The sequence below is a fragment of the Sphingomonas sp. S2M10 genome, assembly GCF_012650175.1.
GTDB lineage: Bacteria > Pseudomonadota > Alphaproteobacteria > Sphingomonadales > Sphingomonadaceae > Sphingomonas.
The window spans coordinates 484,839-502,373 of sequence record NZ_JAAILI010000008.1; the positions used below are offsets into that span (position 1 = coordinate 484,839).

General features: G+C 66.7%; 16 protein-coding genes and 1 riboswitch. Of the genes, 10 read left to right on the forward strand and 6 right to left on the reverse strand.

The features are described 5' to 3' along the window. Positions 1-349: 349 nt before the first annotated feature. Positions 350-3,265, forward strand: a complete 2,916-nt coding sequence (locus tag S2M10_RS03720; protein ID WP_247650592.1) for a TonB-dependent receptor — start codon at positions 350-352, stop codon at positions 3,263-3,265. A 108-nt stretch (positions 3,266-3,373) separates the two neighbouring features. Here S2M10_RS03720 and S2M10_RS03725 read toward each other — a convergent pair whose 3' ends face one another. Next, positions 3,374-4,129 (reverse strand): molybdopterin-binding protein, encoded by a 756-nt coding sequence (locus tag S2M10_RS03725; RefSeq protein WP_168844913.1) that lies wholly within the window; start codon positions 4,127-4,129, stop codon positions 3,374-3,376. A gap of 53 nt (positions 4,130-4,182) precedes the next feature. Here S2M10_RS03725 and map point away from each other — a divergent pair, with 53 nt between their 5' ends. Together map and S2M10_RS03735 are read left to right on the forward strand one after the other, a co-directional pair. Then, positions 4,183-5,007 (forward strand): type I methionyl aminopeptidase, encoded by an 825-nt coding sequence (map, locus tag S2M10_RS03730; RefSeq protein ID WP_168844914.1) that lies wholly within the window; start codon positions 4,183-4,185, stop codon positions 5,005-5,007. Positions 5,008-5,211: 204 nt separating this feature from the next. Continuing rightward, a riboswitch (SAM-I-IV-variant riboswitch) is annotated at positions 5,212-5,323 on the forward strand. Between the two features lie 54 nt (positions 5,324-5,377). Further along, positions 5,378-6,430, forward strand: coding sequence for a low specificity L-threonine aldolase (locus S2M10_RS03735; protein WP_168844915.1), 1,053 nt, complete (start codon positions 5,378-5,380; stop codon positions 6,428-6,430). 179 nt (positions 6,431-6,609) lie between these two features. Here S2M10_RS03735 and S2M10_RS03740 read toward each other — a convergent pair whose 3' ends face one another. Both S2M10_RS03740 and S2M10_RS03745 read right to left on the reverse strand, forming a co-directional pair. After that, entirely contained in the window at positions 6,610-7,425 is an 816-nt protein-coding gene (locus tag S2M10_RS03740) for a ferredoxin--NADP reductase (protein ID WP_168844916.1), read from the reverse strand. A 125-nt stretch (positions 7,426-7,550) separates the two neighbouring features. Further along, positions 7,551-7,805 carry a hypothetical protein gene (locus S2M10_RS03745; RefSeq protein WP_168844917.1) on the reverse strand — a complete coding sequence of 85 codons (255 nt, stop codon included), beginning with the start codon at positions 7,803-7,805 and terminating at the stop codon, positions 7,551-7,553. Between the two features lie 149 nt (positions 7,806-7,954). On the opposite strand from S2M10_RS03745, the gene S2M10_RS03750 reads away from it, so the two are divergent. From S2M10_RS03750 to S2M10_RS03770, 5 genes are all read left to right on the forward strand, one after another. Further along, entirely contained in the window at positions 7,955-9,262 is a 1,308-nt protein-coding gene (locus S2M10_RS03750; protein WP_168844918.1) for a methyl-accepting chemotaxis protein, read from the forward strand. Between the two features lie 166 nt (positions 9,263-9,428). Beyond that, positions 9,429-9,767 (forward strand): P-II family nitrogen regulator, encoded by a 339-nt coding sequence (locus S2M10_RS03755; RefSeq protein ID WP_010544265.1) that lies wholly within the window; start codon positions 9,429-9,431, stop codon positions 9,765-9,767. Positions 9,768-9,859: 92 nt separating this feature from the next. Continuing rightward, a complete protein-coding gene (gene glnA / locus S2M10_RS03760; RefSeq protein WP_168844919.1) occupies positions 9,860-11,272 on the forward strand; it encodes a type I glutamate--ammonia ligase in 1,413 nt (470 codons plus the stop codon). A 309-nt stretch (positions 11,273-11,581) separates the two neighbouring features. Beyond that, positions 11,582-12,787 (forward strand): NF038132 family protein, encoded by a 1,206-nt coding sequence (locus tag S2M10_RS22560; protein ID WP_168844920.1) that lies wholly within the window; start codon positions 11,582-11,584, stop codon positions 12,785-12,787. Between the two features lie 125 nt (positions 12,788-12,912). After that, on the forward strand, positions 12,913-14,940 hold the full coding sequence (locus S2M10_RS03770; protein WP_168844921.1) for a M13 family metallopeptidase: 2,028 nt from the start codon (positions 12,913-12,915) through the stop codon (positions 14,938-14,940). Positions 14,941-14,972: 32 nt separating this feature from the next. Here S2M10_RS03770 and S2M10_RS03775 read toward each other — a convergent pair whose 3' ends face one another. Then, the gene (locus tag S2M10_RS03775; protein WP_348770525.1) at positions 14,973-15,593 is read right to left on the reverse strand and encodes a 50S ribosomal protein L11 methyltransferase; all 621 of its coding nucleotides are present in this window, start codon (positions 15,591-15,593) and stop codon (positions 14,973-14,975) included. Next, positions 15,590-16,207: a S24 family peptidase gene (locus tag S2M10_RS03780; RefSeq protein ID WP_168844922.1), complete on the reverse strand. Its 618-nt coding sequence runs from the start codon at positions 16,205-16,207 to the stop codon at positions 15,590-15,592. Before S2M10_RS03780 ends, S2M10_RS03775 begins: the two co-directional genes overlap by 4 nt. Positions 16,208-16,295: 88 nt before the next feature. Between S2M10_RS03780 and S2M10_RS03785 the strand changes: the two genes are divergently transcribed. Together S2M10_RS03785 and S2M10_RS03790 are read left to right on the forward strand one after the other, a co-directional pair. Beyond that, positions 16,296-16,526 (forward strand): hypothetical protein, encoded by a 231-nt coding sequence (locus tag S2M10_RS03785; RefSeq protein ID WP_348770526.1) that lies wholly within the window; start codon positions 16,296-16,298, stop codon positions 16,524-16,526. Continuing rightward, entirely contained in the window at positions 16,469-16,795 is a 327-nt protein-coding gene (locus S2M10_RS03790; RefSeq protein ID WP_247650594.1) for a hypothetical protein, read from the forward strand. The genes S2M10_RS03785 and S2M10_RS03790 overlap by 58 nt, the downstream gene beginning before the upstream one ends. A 7-nt stretch (positions 16,796-16,802) precedes the next feature. On the opposite strand, the gene S2M10_RS03795 is transcribed toward S2M10_RS03790, so the two are convergent. Beyond that, complete coding sequence (locus S2M10_RS03795) at positions 16,803-17,525, reverse strand: hypothetical protein (protein WP_168844924.1); 723 nt, start codon at positions 17,523-17,525, stop codon at positions 16,803-16,805. Positions 17,526-17,535: the final 10 nt, after the last annotated feature.

The window sequence follows — 17,535 nt, forward strand, 5'->3', positions numbered from 1 at the left end:
GTCTCTTCGCACGGGAAGCGACATCGAGACACGGGATCGGTCTGCGCCGCGCCGACCGGGGCGAGGCAACAAGGCCGCACGATCGAAACATTTGGCAACATGCAGCGACAAATCGCCGAACGCGTAACAATGCGTTTCCCGGCGACGACAGCGACCGATTGAACCGTGTTGCATGCGCCACATGGCGCGAGAAAGCCGCACGCGGCGGCAGGCTGCGACTTTACACTTCGGTTACACCGGCCCATTCGAGCCGCCTGTGTCGTGGTTAAGCATTGCTTTCGACACGATTTAGGGAGCGCGGGCGCCGTTGGCCCAGGCCGGGCGCGCGCAATAAAGGATGAAGCTAAGTATGTCTCGTTTTGCGTACGCCCTCCGGGCCGGCACCGCGCTGGCAGGATTCGGCGCCATGGCGATGTTCGCCGCGCCTGCAATGGCACAAGATCAGGACGATACCGCACAGCAGGGCGGCGCCACCGAAATCGTCGTAACCGGCTCGCGCATCGCGCGCCCCGATCTCCAGGCTTCCACCCCGGTCGCGGTCGTGACCGCGGAGCGCATCCAGCAGACCGGCGCGTCCAACATCCAGGACGTGCTCGCCACGCTCCCGGCGGTCGGCCAGAATGTCAGCCGCACCAGCTCGAACTTTTCGAACACCGGCAACGGCACCGCGACGGTGAACCTGCGCAACCTCGGCTCGTCGCGCACCCTGGTGCTGATCGACGGCCGTCGTACGCTGGGCATCGCCGGCACTTCGGCGGTCGACGTCAACAACATCCCGACCGACCTGGTCGAGCGCATCGACGTCGTCACCGGCGGCGCCTCGGCGGTCTATGGTTCGGAAGCCATTGCCGGCGTGGTCAATTTCGTCCTCAAGAACGACTTCCAGGGCCTGCGCGTCCGCGCGCAGAACACCGTGTCGGACAAGGGCGATGCGCCGCGCCAGTACGTCTCGATCACCGGCGGCCAGAATTTCGGCGGCGGTCGCGGCAACATCACCGCCAATTTCAGCTATGACAATGATCACGGCCTGCCCTCGCGCAACCGCAGCTTCTCGGCGACCGACGTTCCCAACCGCAGCTCCTATGCGGCGCAGGGCCTGTTCGACGTCAGCAACCCCAATCAAGCAGGCTTCTCCCCGACCAGCGGCCGCACCTTCACCTTCGACGGCGCGAACAACCTGAAGGGCTATCAGAGCGCGAACATCGACGGCTACAACCGCAACGGCGATCGCCTGCTGTCGGTGCCGGTCGAGCGCTACCAGGGCGCAGTGCTCGCGCATTACGACTTCTCGGACGCGTTCAAGCTCTATGCGCAGGGCCAGTATTCGCGCACGAACTCGAACGCATCGCTCGAGCCGTCGGCAATCGACAATGTCAGCGCGGGCGCAGCGCTGAACTTCGACGGGTCCGCCTATGCGGGCATTCCGATCAGCAGCCCCTATGTGCCGGCCGCGATCCGCGCAGCGGCGCTGGCCAACGGCGTCGACGTCATCCAGTTCCGTCGTCGTTCGAACGACATCTTCAGCCGCAGCAACAAGAACGAGCGTGATTTCTATCGCGGCGTGATTGGCGCGCGGGGTCAGTTCACCGCCGGCACCAACTGGTCGTACGACATCTACTACGAGCACTCGGAAAGCCGCGATCACACCACCGCGCAGTCGATCTACACGCCTAACTATGGTGCGGCGCTGAGCAACGAGATCGGCCCCGATGGCCAGGTGCGCTGTTCCGACGCGGCGGCGCGTGCGGCAGGCTGCGTGCCGATCAACATCTTCGGCTTCAACACCGTCACGACGGCGGCTTCGCAGTTCCTGCAGAAATATACCGGCCCGACGCGCACCGTGACGCTGGTCGACGGCAACACCGTCCAGCTCGTCAACGGCACCAACGTCGCCTACGATTACTTGGCGAAGGTCAACCAGGACGTCGTCTCCGGCAGCATCAACGGTGACCTGTTCTCGCTGTGGGGCGGTCCGATCGCCATCTCGTTCGGCGGCGAGTATCGCCACGAGAAGAGCAGCGAGGTCTTCGATCCGTTCACCCAGGCAGGCCTGAGCGCGGGCAACCAGATCACCAACACGCAGGGCAGCTTCAACGTCAAGGAAGGCTTTGTCGAACTGGTCGCACCGATCGTCGAGGACCGTCCGGGCCTGAAGTATCTCGGCCTCGAGGGCGCGGCCCGCTACGCCGACTATTCGACCGTCGGCGGCGTGTGGAGCTTCAAGGGCGGCGCCACCTATGCACCGACCTCGGACATCCGCTTCCGCGGCGTCTATTCGCGTGCGACCCGTGCGCCCAACATCGGCGAGCTCTACTCGTCGCTGAGCCAGACCTTCCCGGCGATCAAGGATCCGTGCGATCGCGGCGGCGGCAACGGCGACGGCGCCGCAGTCGGTGCACCGAACCCCGCCTGCAGCAACATCCCGGGCACAAGCGCCAATTCGTTCGTCTACTCTACGTCGCAGATCCAGACGATCGACGGCCTGCTGGGCGGCAACCCGAACCTGCGCGAAGAAACGGCCGACACGCTCACCGCTGGTGCCGTGATCACGCCTACCTTCTTCAAGAACTTCAGCATGACGGTGGATTATTACACCATCAAGGTGAAGAACGCGATCGGCATCGTCGGTCAGCAGGTCTCGGTGGATCAGTGCGTCAACACGGGCAACCCGGTATTCTGCAATAACGTCATCCGCAACAGCAACGGATTCATCACCCGCGTCAATGCGCTCAACCTGAACACCGGCTCGTTCCTGGTTTCGGGCATCGACGTCGACGCGCGCTATGCGATCCCCGTCGGTGCCTCGCGCTTCGACTTCGCCGTCCAGTACAACCACCGCCTGAAGCAGCAGCAGACCCCCTTCCCGGGTGGTCCGGTGCAGAACGAACTGGGCCAGGCCGATTGCTATAGCTGCGGTCGCCTCGGTTCGGGTTTCAAGGACAAGGCCGTGGCGAACCTGACGTTCAGTGCCCCGAAGTTCCAGCTGAACTACCGCATGGACTATTTGGGCCCGCTGACCGACAATCTCGGCGATCCGGATGCGCAGCGCATCTCGGCCTATTTCTACCACAACCTGCAGGGCAAGGTGATCGTGGGCGGCAAGCAGCAGATGGAGCTGTATGCCGGCGTCAACAACCTGCTCGACACCAAGCCGCCGGTGTTCGGCGACACCAACCAGGTGACCTTCCCGGGTACCCAGACGGTGGCGAACACCTACGACCTGTACGGCCGCATGCTGTACATGGGCGCGACCTTCAAGTTCTGATCCCGCCCGCAAGGGAGGATCGAACGGGGGCGGCACTCTTCGGAGTGTCGCCCTTTTTCTTGTGATTTGCAGCCAAGCGACGCGCGGGCGCGGCAGCGCGGCCGGCGGTCAGATCCCGCCGTCGACCGCCTCGTAACCGCGGGCTTCCAGCCCCTCGGCAAGAATCGCGATACACCGATCCACCACGACGGCATCGGTCGCACGCACGACGAAGTTCGCGCCGACGCGCCCCTCGCGAAAAAACGGATAACTGCCGATCGACACGCCTTCCTGCGCCCGCTCGGTCTCGCCCAGCAGGTCGGCGATCTCGCTTTCGGCGACCCAGCAGCCGATCGTGCGCGACACGACGGGCAGCCCGCCCTCCAGCGTGCCGGTCAGCGCATCGAGCATGCCGGCGGCGATATGCGGCACGCCCGCCAGGATGAAGATGTTGCCCCAGCGAATCCCCGGTGCGCCCGACATCCGGTTGACGATCAGTTCGGCGCCTTCGGGCACCCGCGCCATCCGCAGCCGCGCCTCGGTAAGCCCGCCCTTGCTGGCATAATAGGCCTCCAGCGCGGCGCGGGCGCCCGGGTGGATCACGACCGGCACGCCCAGTGCCGCGGCAATCGCGTCGACGGTGATGTCGTCATGCGTCGGGCCGATGCCGCCGGTGGTGAAGCAATAGTCGTTGCGCGCCCGCAGCGCGTTGACCGCCTCGACGATCGCGTCCTGCCGGTCCGGCACGACCCGTACCTCGGCCAGGCGGATGCCCTGCGCGTTCGCCCAAGTGGCGAGCTGCGCGATGTTCCTGTCCTGGGTACGGCCCGACAGGATTTCGTCGCCGATCACCACCAGGGCCGCTGTCCAGATCCGCTCGTGCATGCGCCTAGCGCTACGCTCTCGCAAAGGCGGGTGCAAATGCCTATATGGCCGTCATGACCGAATATGTGAACGTCACCGCGGATATGCCGCAGGCGCGCAGCCATGCCATCAAGCTCCATGGTCCCGAAGGTTTTGACGGCATGCGCAAGGCGGGCCGCCTTGCCGCCGAGATCCTCGACGCGCTGGTGCCGCACGTCGTACCGGGCGTGACCACGCAGGAACTGGACGACATCGTCCGCACGATGACCGTCGCGGCCGGCGGCGTGCCCGCGACGCTCGGCTATCGCGGCTATACCCACAGCTGCTGCATCTCGATCAACCATGTCGTCTGCCACGGCATCCCGGGAGACCGCGTCCTCAAGGACGGCGACATCGTCAACATCGACGTCACCCCGCTGCTCGGCGGCTGGCACGGCGATACCAGCCGCATGTACCTGGTCGGTGACGTGCCGATCAAGGCGCGCCGGCTGGTCGACGTGACCTATGAGTGCCTGATGCTCGGCATCGAGCAGGCCAGGCCGGGTAACCATCTGGGCGACATCAGCCACGCGATCCAGCGCCATGCCGAAAAGCATCGCTACGGCGTGGTCCGCGATTTCTGCGGGCATGGGCTCGGCCAGGTGTTCCACGACGCGCCCGAGGTGGTTCATGTCGGCCGCCCCGGCACCGGGCCGGAGCTGCGGCCGGGCATGTTCTTCACGATCGAGCCGATGATCAATATCGGCCGACCGGACGTGAAGCTGCTCGACGACGGCTGGACGGCGGTGACGCGCGACCGCTCGCTCTCGGCGCAGTTCGAGCATTCGATCGGCATCACCGAGACCGGCTGCGAGATCTTCACCACCAGCCCCAAGGGCCTGCACCAGCCGCCGTACTGAGGCGTCGGGCCGACACCGAACCCTCGTCATTCCCGCGAAGGCGGGAATCCATTCGCCTGTGCGCTGGGGGCAAGAACCCTCGATTCAGCGCCAATGGATCCCCGCCTTCGCGGGGATGACAATGAAGGGGTGACGCGGGCGCCACCAACTACAGGCAGCGCTCCGCAACAATCTTGCGCCCTCCCGCAACTTCCGCTATCCGCCCCCCAGCATCAAGAGTCGGGCCGACGCCCGGCACCAACCTGCCCCGTGCAAGGTGGTGCCTCCATGACCAAGTGGAGGGATGTGGCCGAACCCGGCAACACGGTGTCCACGCCACATTTCCTGTCGTCGCCCGCCTCCTGTCTCACAGGAAGAAGGCCAGTAGCGCGTGACGACCGAAGCACAGCAATTCGCCAGCGACAATTATGCCGGTATCTGCCCCGAGGCATGGGCAGCGATGGAAGCCGCCAATACCGGCCACGCACCCGCCTATGGCGATGATCGCTGGACCCACACCGCCGCCGACGCCTTTCGCACGCTGTTCGATACCGATTGCGAGGTGTTCTTCGCCTTCAACGGCACTGCGGCCAATTCGCTGGCGCTGGCGGCGCTCTGCCAATCCTATCACAGCGTGATCTGCTCGGCGGCCGCGCATGTCGAGACCGACGAATGCGGTGCGCCCGAATTCTTCTCCAACGGCTCGAAGCTGCTCGTCGCGCTGAGCGAGGATGGCAAGCTGACCCCGGCGGCGGTGCGCGCGGTGGCGACCAGCCGCTCCGACATCCATTTCCCCAAGCCGCGCGTGGTGACGATCACCCAGCCGACCGAGACAGGGCAGGTCTATACGGTGGAGGAAGTGAAGGCGCTCTCCGCCGTCTGCCGCGAGCTGGGCCTGAAGCTGCACATGGACGGCGCGCGCTTCGCGCATGCCGTGGCGACGCTGGGCTGCGACCCCGCCGACATCACCTGGCGCGCGGGCGTCGACGTGCTCTGCTTCGGCGGTACCAAGAACGGCATGGCGGTGGGCGAAGCGGTGTTGTTCTTCGATCGTGCGCTGGCGCAGGACTTCGACTATCGCTGCAAGCAGGCCGGGCAGCTCGCCTCCAAGATGCGCTTCCTGGCGGCGCCCTGGGTGGGCATGCTGGAGAACGGCGCCTGGCTGCGCAACGCGCGCCACGCCAATGGCTGCGCGCAGCGGCTGGCGGCGCAGATCGCCGGGCTGCCGGGTATCGAGCTGATGTTCCCGGTGGAAGCCAACGGCGTCTTCGTCCGCGCGCCCGAGCCGGTGCTGGAGGGGCTCCGTGCGCGGGGCTGGCGCTTCTACACCTTCATCGGCGGCGGCGCGCGATTCATGTTCGCCTGGGACGCCGATCCCGCGCGAGTGGACGAGTTGGCCGCTGACATTCGCGCGGTGAGCGGCACGACGGCGCTCGCCGCCTGAGTATCAAGTGTTTCCTCCCTCGGAGCGCAGCTCCGGGGAGGGGGACCATTTGCGCAGCAAATGGTGGAGGGGGCCATCCCGGCGGCGGAGGGATTCCCCCTCCACCACCGCCTTCGGCGGCGGTCCCCCCCCCCCGCTTCGCGGGAGAGGAAACGCCGGGTGGGAAACGCCCTCAGCCCTCAGCCGACGAATGCCCGCTCGATCACGAAGTCGCCCGGCGCGTTGTTCGAGCCTTCCTTGAAGCCCTTGCCTTCGAGCAGCGTGGCGAAATCGCGGATCATGTCCATCGATCCGCACAGCATCACGCGGTCGGTCTCCGGGTGGAGCATCGCATCGCCCGGCACGCCGTCGAACAGCTTGCCGTTCTCGAGCAGCGTGCCGATCCGCTCGCTGGTGTGGAACGGCTCGCGCGTGACGGTCGGCACATAGTGGAACTGCGCCGCGGCCTGCTCGCCGATCAGCGGATCGTCGGCCAGCTTGGCGGCGAGTTCGTCGTGATAGGCGAGGTCGCTCACCCGGCGCACGCTGTGCACCGCGATCACCTGCTCGAAGCGCTCGTAGATCTCGGGATCGCGCGCGACGCTGAGGAACGGCGCCAGGCCGGTGCCGGTCGACAGCAGGAACAGCCGGCGGCCCGGCAGCAGCGCGTCGGCGACCAGCGTGCCGGTCGACTTCTTGCCGAGATAGATGTCGTCGCCCGGCACGATCTTCTGGAGCTTGGAGGTCAGCGGACCGTCCTGCACCTTGATCGAGAGGAATTCGAGCTCCTCGGCCCAGGACGGGCTGGCGACCGAATAGGCGCGCATCAGCGGCTTGCCGCCCTCGCCTTCCAGCCCGATCATCACGAACTCGCCCGAACGGAAGCGGAAGCTGGCCGGCCGCGCGATCGCGAAGCTGAACAGATGCTCGTTCCAATGGCGGACCCACAGCACCTTGGCGGTGGCGAAGGCGGGGTGTTCGGGAAGCAGCGCGGGCGCGCGCGTGTCGACGGTCATGAAGGTCGGTCCTCGTAACGCTCTTATTGCCCGGACGGCCGCGATGCGGGCCGGGAGGGAAAAATATGAAGGCGGCCCTGTGCCACCGGAAGCGATCCGCGTCCAGAAAGTAGCGCTTCGGGCCGCTAAACGCCGCGTCCCACCGGGGCACCGGTTGTCCAGTGGTGGAGCAGGGCGCTGGCATCATCCGCATCCAGCGTGCCGCCCGCAGCCTCGATCCAGCAATCGCTGCGCTGCGCGGGCTCGACCGCGCATAGGCCGTGCACCATCAGCACCAGCGAGCCGCGCGCGATCGTGACGATGCGCACATTCGCCGGTGCAACGGCATCGACAATCCGTCGCCGCAACTCGGCTGGCGCATGCATCGGCGGCAACCGCATCTGAAACCCCCTGCCGGGCATGAGACTACAACCCCTCCCCGCCCGAGGAGTTTCAGCCGCAAATGTTCGAAGATTTGATGGGCAGGTGTCGTAAACCTGTCATCAAACACTAATCGCTCGTTTACCCACATCCCCTACCGGGGGCGTCGATGCTCGATACGCCCGCCCATCTCCGCTTCCTCTTCGAATGGCTCACCGCCGCCGAGCGCGCGCCGCCTTGGCTGACGCTGGAGACGCCGCTCGGCGAGGCCGTGCGTTGCTTCCAGGACGATCCGTCGCTGCGCCTGCTGCCGGTGCTCGACTCGGCGCGCCGCCCGCTGGGGGCTCTGTTCGAGAAGGACGTGCGTCGGCTGCTGCTCAACCCCTATGGCCATGCACTGTTGCGCAACCCCGCCTATGGCCGGCGGCTGGAATCGATGGTGCGCCCCTGCCCCACCGCCGATTACGCCCAGCCGCTGCGCGCGCTCGTCGACGCCTATGCCGCTGCCGAAGGGCAGGAAGGCATGATCCTCACCCGCGGCGGCCAGCTGTTCGCCGCGATCAGCAACCGCAGGATCATCCAGCTCGCCGCCGAGGATCGCGTGCGCGAAGCTGCGGCGCAGACCGAACGCGCCCGCCGCATCGAGCGGGCGAGCGAGCGGATCGAGGCCGAGGTGGGGGCGATGGCGGGGCACCTGCGCGATCTGGCGAGCACATTGCGGTCCAGCGCCGGCGCGACGGCGGAACGCGCGACGGCCAACAGCGCCTCGGCGACCGCACTCGCCGCCGCCGTTGCACAGAGCAGCGACAATCTGGCCGCGATCGCGCGCGATTCGGACGCATTGGCGGCGACGCTGGAGGCCATCGCCCGCGACACGGTGACGGCGCGCGCCTCGGCCGCCGAAGCGGTAGCACTGGTCGAGGACAGCCGCCTCGGCACCGCCGAGCTCGACGCTTTCGCGCAGACGGTGGGTGCGGTCACCTCGACGATCGGCGAGATCGCCGGACAGGTGAATCTTCTTGCGCTAAACGCGGCGATCGAGGCCGCGCGGGCGGGTGACGCCGGACGCGGCTTCACCGTCGTGGCCAACGAGATCAAGGCACTCTCGGGTCAGGTTCGCAACGCGGCGCACAGCATCGGCACCAAGGTCGCCGATGTGCGCGCGGTGGTGGACCGCGTCGCCATCAATCATGGCCGGGTGGAGCAGGCGATCACCGGGATCGCGGGGCTCTCCGCCAGCGTCGAGCACGCCGTGCGCGCGCAGCATCATGGCACCCACAGCATCGCCCGCAACGTCAACGACAGCGTTGCCGCGACGCACGGCGTGCAGGACGACATCGAGCGCGTTCGCGCCTCCGCACAGGCCGCGTCGGGCAGCGCCCACACCATCGCCGATCTTTCCACCGCCCTGCTCACCGGTGCCGAAGCCCTGTCGGCGGGGATCGACCGCTTCCTGGTCGAGGTTCGCGCCGCCTGATCTGCCGCGCGATTGGGCAGGCACTGCCTGATAATCAGGCAGATTCCTGCGCCGAAATCCGTTCGGCGCGTGGGGCCACGCTGGCTATTCCCGTTCTGGCATGCAGGTTGCTAAACACCCAGGAATCAGACCTGTCGCGGCCCGAAACCGCTGCCTGGGGGAAAACGTGAAAAAGATCGAAGCCATCATCAAGCCGTTCAAGCTGGATGAAGTGAAGGAGGCGCTGCACGAAGTGGGCGTCTCGGGGATCACCGTCACCGAAGCCAAAGGGTTCGGCCGCCAGAAAGGCCATACCGAGCTCTATCGCGGCGCCGAATATGTCGTGGACTTCCTGCCAAAGGTGAAGCTGGAAGTGGTGGTGGAAGACACGCTGGCCGAGCGCGTCGTGGAAGCGATCGCCGCCGCCGCGCAGACCGGCCGTATCGGCGACGGCAAGATCTTCGTGATCCCGGTCGAGACAGCGCTGCGCATCCGCACCGGGGAGCGGAACGAAAACGCCGTTTGACGGGGACGTACGCGGCGGCGATGAGGCCGGCGCACGAGAAATTTTATTGCCCGATTCGTCGGGCAGACGAAAGAGAGCGAAAGGGCATTACCATGGCGAATTCGGCCAGTGACATCCTGAAGATGGTGAAGGATCAGGAGATCGAGTGGATCGACCTGCGCTTCACCGACCCCAAGGGCAAGTGGCAGCACCTGACCATGGTCGCGTCGGTCCTCGGCGAGGACGAGCTGACCGACGGCCTGATGTTCGACGGTTCGTCGATCGAGGGCTGGAAGGCCATCAACGAGTCCGACATGATCCTGAAGCCGGATCTGGACGCGGTGTGGATCGATCCGTTCTCGGCCACCCCGATGCTGATCCTGGTGTGCGACATCGTCGAGCCCTCGACCGGCGAACTCTATGCCCGCGACCCGCGCTCGACCGCGAAGCGCGCCGAGGCGTATCTGAAGACCACCGGCATCGGCGACACCATCTATGTCGGCCCCGAAGCCGAGTTCTTCATGTTCGACGACGTGCGGTTCGAGAACAGCTACTCGACCAGCTACTACAAGATCGACGACATCGAGCTGCCGGGCAATTCGGGCCGCGAATATGAAGCCGGCAATCTCGGCCACCGTCCGCGCGCCAAGGGCGGCTATTTCCCCGTTGCGCCGGTCGACTCGGCCGTCGACATCCGCGGCGAGATGGTCTCGACCATGCTCGAGATGGGCCTGCCCTGCGACAAGCACCACCACGAAGTCGCCGCCGCGCAGCACGAGCTCGGCCTGACCTTCGGCACGCTGGTGCAGACCGCGGACCGCATGCAGATCTACAAGTATGTCGTGCACCAGGTCGCGCAGGCCTATGGCAAGACCGCGACCTTCATGCCGAAGCCGATCAAGGAAGATAACGGCTCGGGCATGCACACCCACATGTCGATCTGGGAAAAGGGCAACCCGCTGTTCGCCGGCAACGGCTATGCGGGCCTCAGCGAGACCTGCCTCTATTTCATCGGCGGCGTGATCAAGCACGCCAAGGCGCTCAACGCCTTCACCAACCCGACCACCAACAGCTACAAGCGCCTGGTGCCGGGCTATGAAGCGCCGGTGCTGCTCGCCTATTCGAGCCGCAACCGCTCGGCTTCGTGCCGCATCCCGTACGGCGCGGGCAGCAAGGCGAAGCGCGTCGAGTTCCGCTTCCCGGACGCGCTGGCCAACCCGTATCTCGCCTATGCGGCGCTGCTGATGGCCGGCCTGGACGGCATCCAGAACAAGATCCATCCGGGCGACCCGATGGACAAGAACCTGTACGATCTGCCCCCGGCCGAACTGGCCGAGGTGCCGACCGTGTGCGGTTCGCTCCGCGAGGCGCTGGACAGCCTGGAAGCCGATTTCGACTTCCTGCTGAAGGGCGACGTGTTCTCGAAGGATCAGATCGAGGCCTATATCGAGATTAAGCGCGGCGAAGTCGCGCGCTGGGAAATGACCCCCAGCCCGGTCGAGTACGACATGTATTATTCGAGCTGATCCCAGAAGGATCCGCTGAAGAAGGGGCGCCCGGAGCGATCCGGGCGCCCCTTTTTTGCGTCTGCCGGATCAGGTGCAACGAGCGCTTCGCAAGCCCGATGTCGGAGATCGCCGATAGGCCCGAAACGGTGGATTTCCGAAAAAAGCGACATTCCACAATTCAGTGCCTTAGCGGCGCAAGTGCCGGAATAATATCCGGTCCGAACCTAGCAGCGTCTATCTCTGCCAGAATAGGTAGCAACCCCCTTGCAACTCGCATATCTTCACGCGGGGGCAATTGAACAACATAGCTATATCTGGAGAGACCTGATGCGGCATTGGAAATGCGCATGGATCGCACCTGCGCTCGTGATGGTGTCCACCCCGTTCGCCGCGCGAGCGGACACCTGCATCGGCAATTGCGGCACCGCCAGCACGGCGGACGGCGCCGTCACCGCCCCGCCGGGGGGCGCGACCAGCTGGAACTGGATCTCCACCTATCTCGGGCAGCAGGGCGCGGCGAAGATCACCGGCTACAGCAGCGATGCCACCAACGGTTCCGAACTACGCTCCTCGGCCTTCGCCGCGCGGGTCGGCGACAAGGTGTCCTTCTACTTCAACTATGTCACCTCGGACGGAGGAGGCTTCGCCGACTATGCCTTCGCGCAACTGCTGACCGCGGGTGCCGCCGACGACAGTCAGGCGATCAACCTGTTCACCGCCCGCACCAAGCCCAGCGGCACGATCGTGCCCGGGCAGAGCATGCCGGCGGTGAATGCGGTGCTCACGCCTTCGGTGGTGCCGATCATCAGCGGCGGGCCGGTCTGGGCCCCGCTCGGTCCCAGCAGCGGCGACTGCTATGACGTCGGCTGCGGCTATACCGGCTGGATCAAGTCCGAATACACCATCACTGCTGCCGGCAACTACCAGCTGCGTTTCGGCGCCGCGAACTGGGGCGACGATTCGTTCGACAGCGGCATGGCGTTCACCGGCGTGTTCGTGAACGGCACGCAGACCGGCAGTTCGCCATCGAATCCATTCCAGCCGAGTGCGCCGCAGAACCCGGTGACCAAGGCCTTCACCTTCGATTTCGTCGCAACTCCCGCCACGCCGATCTTCATCGATCCGGACTATGCGACCGGCTATATCTACAATGTTCTCTCCGGGCCGAACATCACCAGCGCGCTGTTTCCCACCGTTCCAGGCGATGTGGACGGCTATGACGTCTACGGGCTGGACGACGTGCTGCTGGCGCACGGCGTGTACAGCTTCGATTTCACGAGCCTGTTCGCGGGCGGCGTCACGGGGTTCAAGCTGAAGGACATCGACCTGACCGCAGCGCTCGACCCCACCGACAGCGGCGCCTTCGTCACCGGCCTCACCTTCATCGCCGGGGGCGCCGTTACGATGACGCAGACACCGATCGTCACCACCACCGGCGTACCCGAACCCGCAGCCTGGGCGACGATGATTCTGGGCCTCGGGCTGGCCGGCCATGGCTTGCGGCGGCGGCGCCCGCGACCCGCGACGGCGTGATCGCGGCGCATCGATCGGGGCAGGTGCCCCTGTCCCGATCGGGCAGCCCGCGCGGGTGCCGGAAGAATTGAGTCGTACCCTTCAGCGTGGTAGCGGGATAGATCACTTCGAGGACATTCCGATCCATGCGTCTCCCGCGTATCGCAGCGCTGCTGCTCGGCACTTCCCTGCTCGCTTCCCCCGCTCTCGCCCAAACCGCCGCCACGGCCAAATACGGCAATTGGGGCGTCGACCTCACCACCATGGATCGCAGCGTGAAGCCGGGCGACGACTTCTACGTCTTCGCACTCGGCAGCTGGCTGCGCGATGCGCCGATCGCGCCGGACAAGGCCCGGATCGGCTATAATTACGACCTGCCGGACGAGACTGAGATCGAGGTGCGCAAGCTGATCGAGGATGCCGGCACCGCGCCGAGCGACCCGGTGCTTCGTCAGGTCGCCACCTACTATCATGCCTTCCTGGACGAGGCCGGAATCGAGGCGCGCGGCACCGCCCCGCTCAAGCCCTATCTCGCACGGATCGATGCGGTACAGGACCGCCACGCACTCGCGCTGCTGATGGCCGATCACGGCTATGCCAGCCCGATCGGCATCGGCATCTCCGCCGATGAGAAGGACCCGACCCGCTACACGGTGATGGCGGGTCAGGCGGGCCTCGGCCTGCCGAGCCGCGACTATTACCTGTTGCCGGGCGAGAAATACGAGACGATCCGCAAGGCCTATCGCGCCTATATCGTCAAGATTCAGCAGCTGGCCGGCATTTCCGATGCCGAGGCCAAGGCGGATGCGATCCTGGCGCTGGAAACCAGCCTCGCCAAAGACCAGTGGACGCCCGAGGCGCGCCGCGATCCGCAGAAGACCTACAACCCCATGGATCGCGCCCAGCTCGCCAAGCTGGCGCCCGAGTTCGACTGGAACGCAGTGCTCGCGCATCAGGGGCTGGGCAAGATGCCGACCGTGGTGGTGCGCGAAACCACCGCCGTCTCCGCCGCCGCCAAGCGGCTGGGCGACGTGCCGCTCGCAACCTGGAAGGATTGGCTGCGCTTCCGCTTCATCAGCGACCATGCGTCCTTCCTGCCCAAGGCGTTCGACGCCGCGCAGTTCGATTTCTACAGCCGCACGCTCCGCGACGTCCAGGCGCAGTCGGAGCGCTGGAAGCGCGGCGTGCGGCTGGTGAACGGCGCGCTGGGCGAGGCGATCGGGAAAATTTACGCCGAGCGCCATTGGGGCCCGGCTGCCGAGGCGCTGTCGAAGGAACTCGTCGAGGATCTCCGCGCCGCCTATGCCGACAAGATCCGGGCCGCGACGTGGATGGACGCGCCGACCCGCAAGGAAGCACTGGCCAAGCTGGCCGCGTTCGACCCGCGCATCGGCCATCCAGACAAATATATCGACTATGCGGCGATGCCGGTGAGTGCGACCGATCCGCTCGCCAACGATCTCGCCTCGGACAGGTTCGAGTGGAATCTGGAGTTGTCCCGCCTCGGCAAGCCGGTAGATCGCACCTTGTGGGCGATGACTCCGCAGACGGTAAACGCCTATTACGACCCGGTGATGAACCAGGTGACCTTCCCGGCCGCCCAGCTCCAGCCACCCTTCTTCGATCCCGCCGCTGATCCGGCGGTTAACTACGGTGAGACGGGTGCTACGATCGGCCACGAAATGGGTCATGGCTTCGACGATGAGGGCCGCCAGTTCGATGCCAGCGGCAAGCTGCGCGACTGGTGGACGCCGCAGGCGGCCGAACGCTACACCGCGCACGCCCAGGCGCTGGTCAAGCAGTTCGACGCCTATGAGCCGATCCCCGGCGTCCACATCAAGGGCCAGCTGACGCTGGGCGAGAACCTCGCCGATCTCGGCGGGCTGGAAGTCGCCTATGCCGCCTATCGCCGCTATGTCGCCCGCCATGGCGAGCCCAAGGTGCTGGACGGCCTGACCGGCGACCAGCGATTCTTCCTTGCCTATGCCGCCAGCTGGCAGGGCAAGGCGCGCGAGGGCGCGGTGCGGGCACAGCTGCTCTCCGATCCGCACAGCCCCGACAAGTATCGGGTGAACGGCATCGTCCGGAACATGGACGAATGGTACCAGGCGTTCGGCGTGAAGCCGGGCGACGCGCTGTACCTGGCGCCCGAAGCGCGGGTCCACGTCTGGTAAAGGGGTAGCCGGGGGCGCCCTGCCCCCGGGCCTCACCCGGTGCGATAGGCGAACACGCCTGCCGGCTTGGCCGTGCCGGTTTCGGCGACGGCATCGCGCGCCAGGAGCGTCAGCCGCTCGACCGGCAGCGGCGCCCGCCACGGATCGCCGACCAGCACCTGCAGCCCTGACGCCACGCAGCGATCAAGGAAGAGGGTGACCCGCGCCGCCACCTCGGGCGCATAGAAGACGTCGCCGACGAGCAGCAGATCGGCGTCCGGACCCGGCCCGTTCGTCATGTCGCCCAGGATGTCGGCGATCGGCACCGCGTTCAGCGCGGCATTGCACGCGATCGCGATCCGGGCATGGGTATCGATCTCGGAGGCGACGACCCGGGCCGCGCCCGCTCGCGCGGCGGCGATGCCGACCAGGCCAGAACCCGCGCCGAGATCGATCACCCGACGCCCCGCCACCCATGCCGGATGGTCCAGCACGTACCGGGCCAGTGCCAGCCCGCCCGCCCACCAATACGCCCAATAGGGCGCCGCATTGCCCAGCCGACCGACGCCGCTCGCCGGCCCCGCCTTGTGCATCCGCAGTTCCGGCACGCCGGGCACAGGGGTGACCGGCAGGTTCGCCCGGATGAATGCTGCAATCTCGCTATCGTCGCTCACAGGGCGCGCCCAAGCCAGGCAACGCGGCCGATCAGCTGGAAGTGCCCCGCGCGGGCCAGCCGCACCGGGTAGGCCGGATTGTCGCTCAGCAATTCGACGCCGCCGACTGCCGGGCGCAGCCGCTTGACGAGCAGCTCGCCCTCCACCCGCAGCACGAAAATGCCCCGCGCATCGATCCGGCAGCGATCGCGATCGACAAGGATCTCGTCCCCGTCATCCAGCGTCGGCGCCATCGAATCGCCCGTGACACGCACCATCGACGCCGCCTCGGGCCGCACGCCGAGCTGGCGAAGCAGCGGCGGCGGAAAGGCGAACGGCGCCTGCATCGTCTCCTCTTCCGCCCAGCCGCCCGGCCCTGCCGACGCGCGCAGATCAATGCGCGGAACGGTGACCAGCGCCGCCGGCGGGCGGCCGCCGAGCAACATCTCGTCCACCCCCAGATACTCCGCCAGCCGTGCCCGATCGCGCTCGGGCAATTCGCGGGGCGACCCGCGCATCAGATATTGCTGAAGATAAGCCGGATTGCGCCCAAGCACCCGCGACAAGGCGGCGAGCCGCAGCCCGCGCGCTGCCACCAGCTTCGCGAAATTCGCCCGTTGTACATCGGCTTCCATACCCTCTTTCCTACACTTAGGATTTTTCCTACGCAAGGCTCAGATGAGAACATATCGTGATCATCCGAGTCGAAGGAGGAGCACATGGGTGTCCTTGCATGGAGAAATCGAGGCGTTTCTGGAGCGGACGCAAATGCCGGCGACGCGGTTCGGGCGGCTGGCGGCGAGAGACCCGCGCTTGGTCGGGGATTTGCGGCTGGGGCGCGTACCGGGGCCGGCATTGGCGGCACGGCTGCGCGCCTTCCTTGCCGCCCCGCCGGAATGGCAGCCAGGACGGCGCGGCGGCGCGATGTCGGTGCGCGGCTCGAACGCGCGCTGATCGCCGCGGCGGCGGCGGAAGCTTGTGTGCTGCTTATCGTCGAAGCGCGTTGGGTGCCTTGGGCGAGCGTCACCTTCAACGGTGCCCGGCACCGGCTTACGGTGCAACTGGACGAAAGCCTTGTCGCCAAGGCCTGGCTCGTCGCGCTTCCCGAACTGGAGCTGGGGATCAGCGGCCATCTTGTCGCCGACCTGCACGTCGCGACCTTCGCGGCGACGGACGGCGTGCTGTGCGCCACGATCGAGGCGCTCACCGTCGAGGAATGCTGATCGGCGCTCAGGCCTGGCGCGCCAGGCTCCGCAGCGCCGCCAGTGCATCGTCCAGGCCGCGATCGGCACGCACCCGACCGCGTGCCTGCACCACCTGGTTTCGGCGAACCACGCCCCGCTCTAGCCGCTCGAGCAGAGCATGGACGGTGGCATCGGTTTCAGGGCGGACGAGCCGATCGGCGGGGTCGCGGCCCGACGGCGTACGCAAGGCGGCGCTCGCCGCGCGGTCGCGGCGCGGCGGCACGGGGGGCGGCAGCGGCACGGTGGGGATCGCCATCGGATCGAAGGCGGCGAGCGGCTGATTCAGGTCCGCGGGCAGGTCGCGCTCGGCGGCGGTCGGCATCTCGACGGGAACGATGGCCCAGGCGGGGATGTCGAGTTCGTGCGCCGGGCGCAACGGCGGTCGCGGCCGCGCATCGGGATGCGCATCGGCCCGTCGGATTCGCGGCGTCGGCAATATCTCAAGGCCGGACAGCGTGGCCGGGGCGCGCGTCGATCGCCGCAACCGGTGGGCGATGCCCGCCCCCGCACCCGCACCGATGGCACCGGTAGCAATTGCGGAAACGAAACGAGGGACTCCGCCCAGCAACGCCACGGCCGTAGCGACCCAGCCCATGCCGTCGTCTGCGGAAACGATAGCCGTCAGCCCCGTCGCCGGAAGGGCGAACGTTGCCAGAGCCGAGACACCGCCGAGGAGTACGGCGGCCAAGGGTACGAGCGGCATCTTCATGCATTCACCC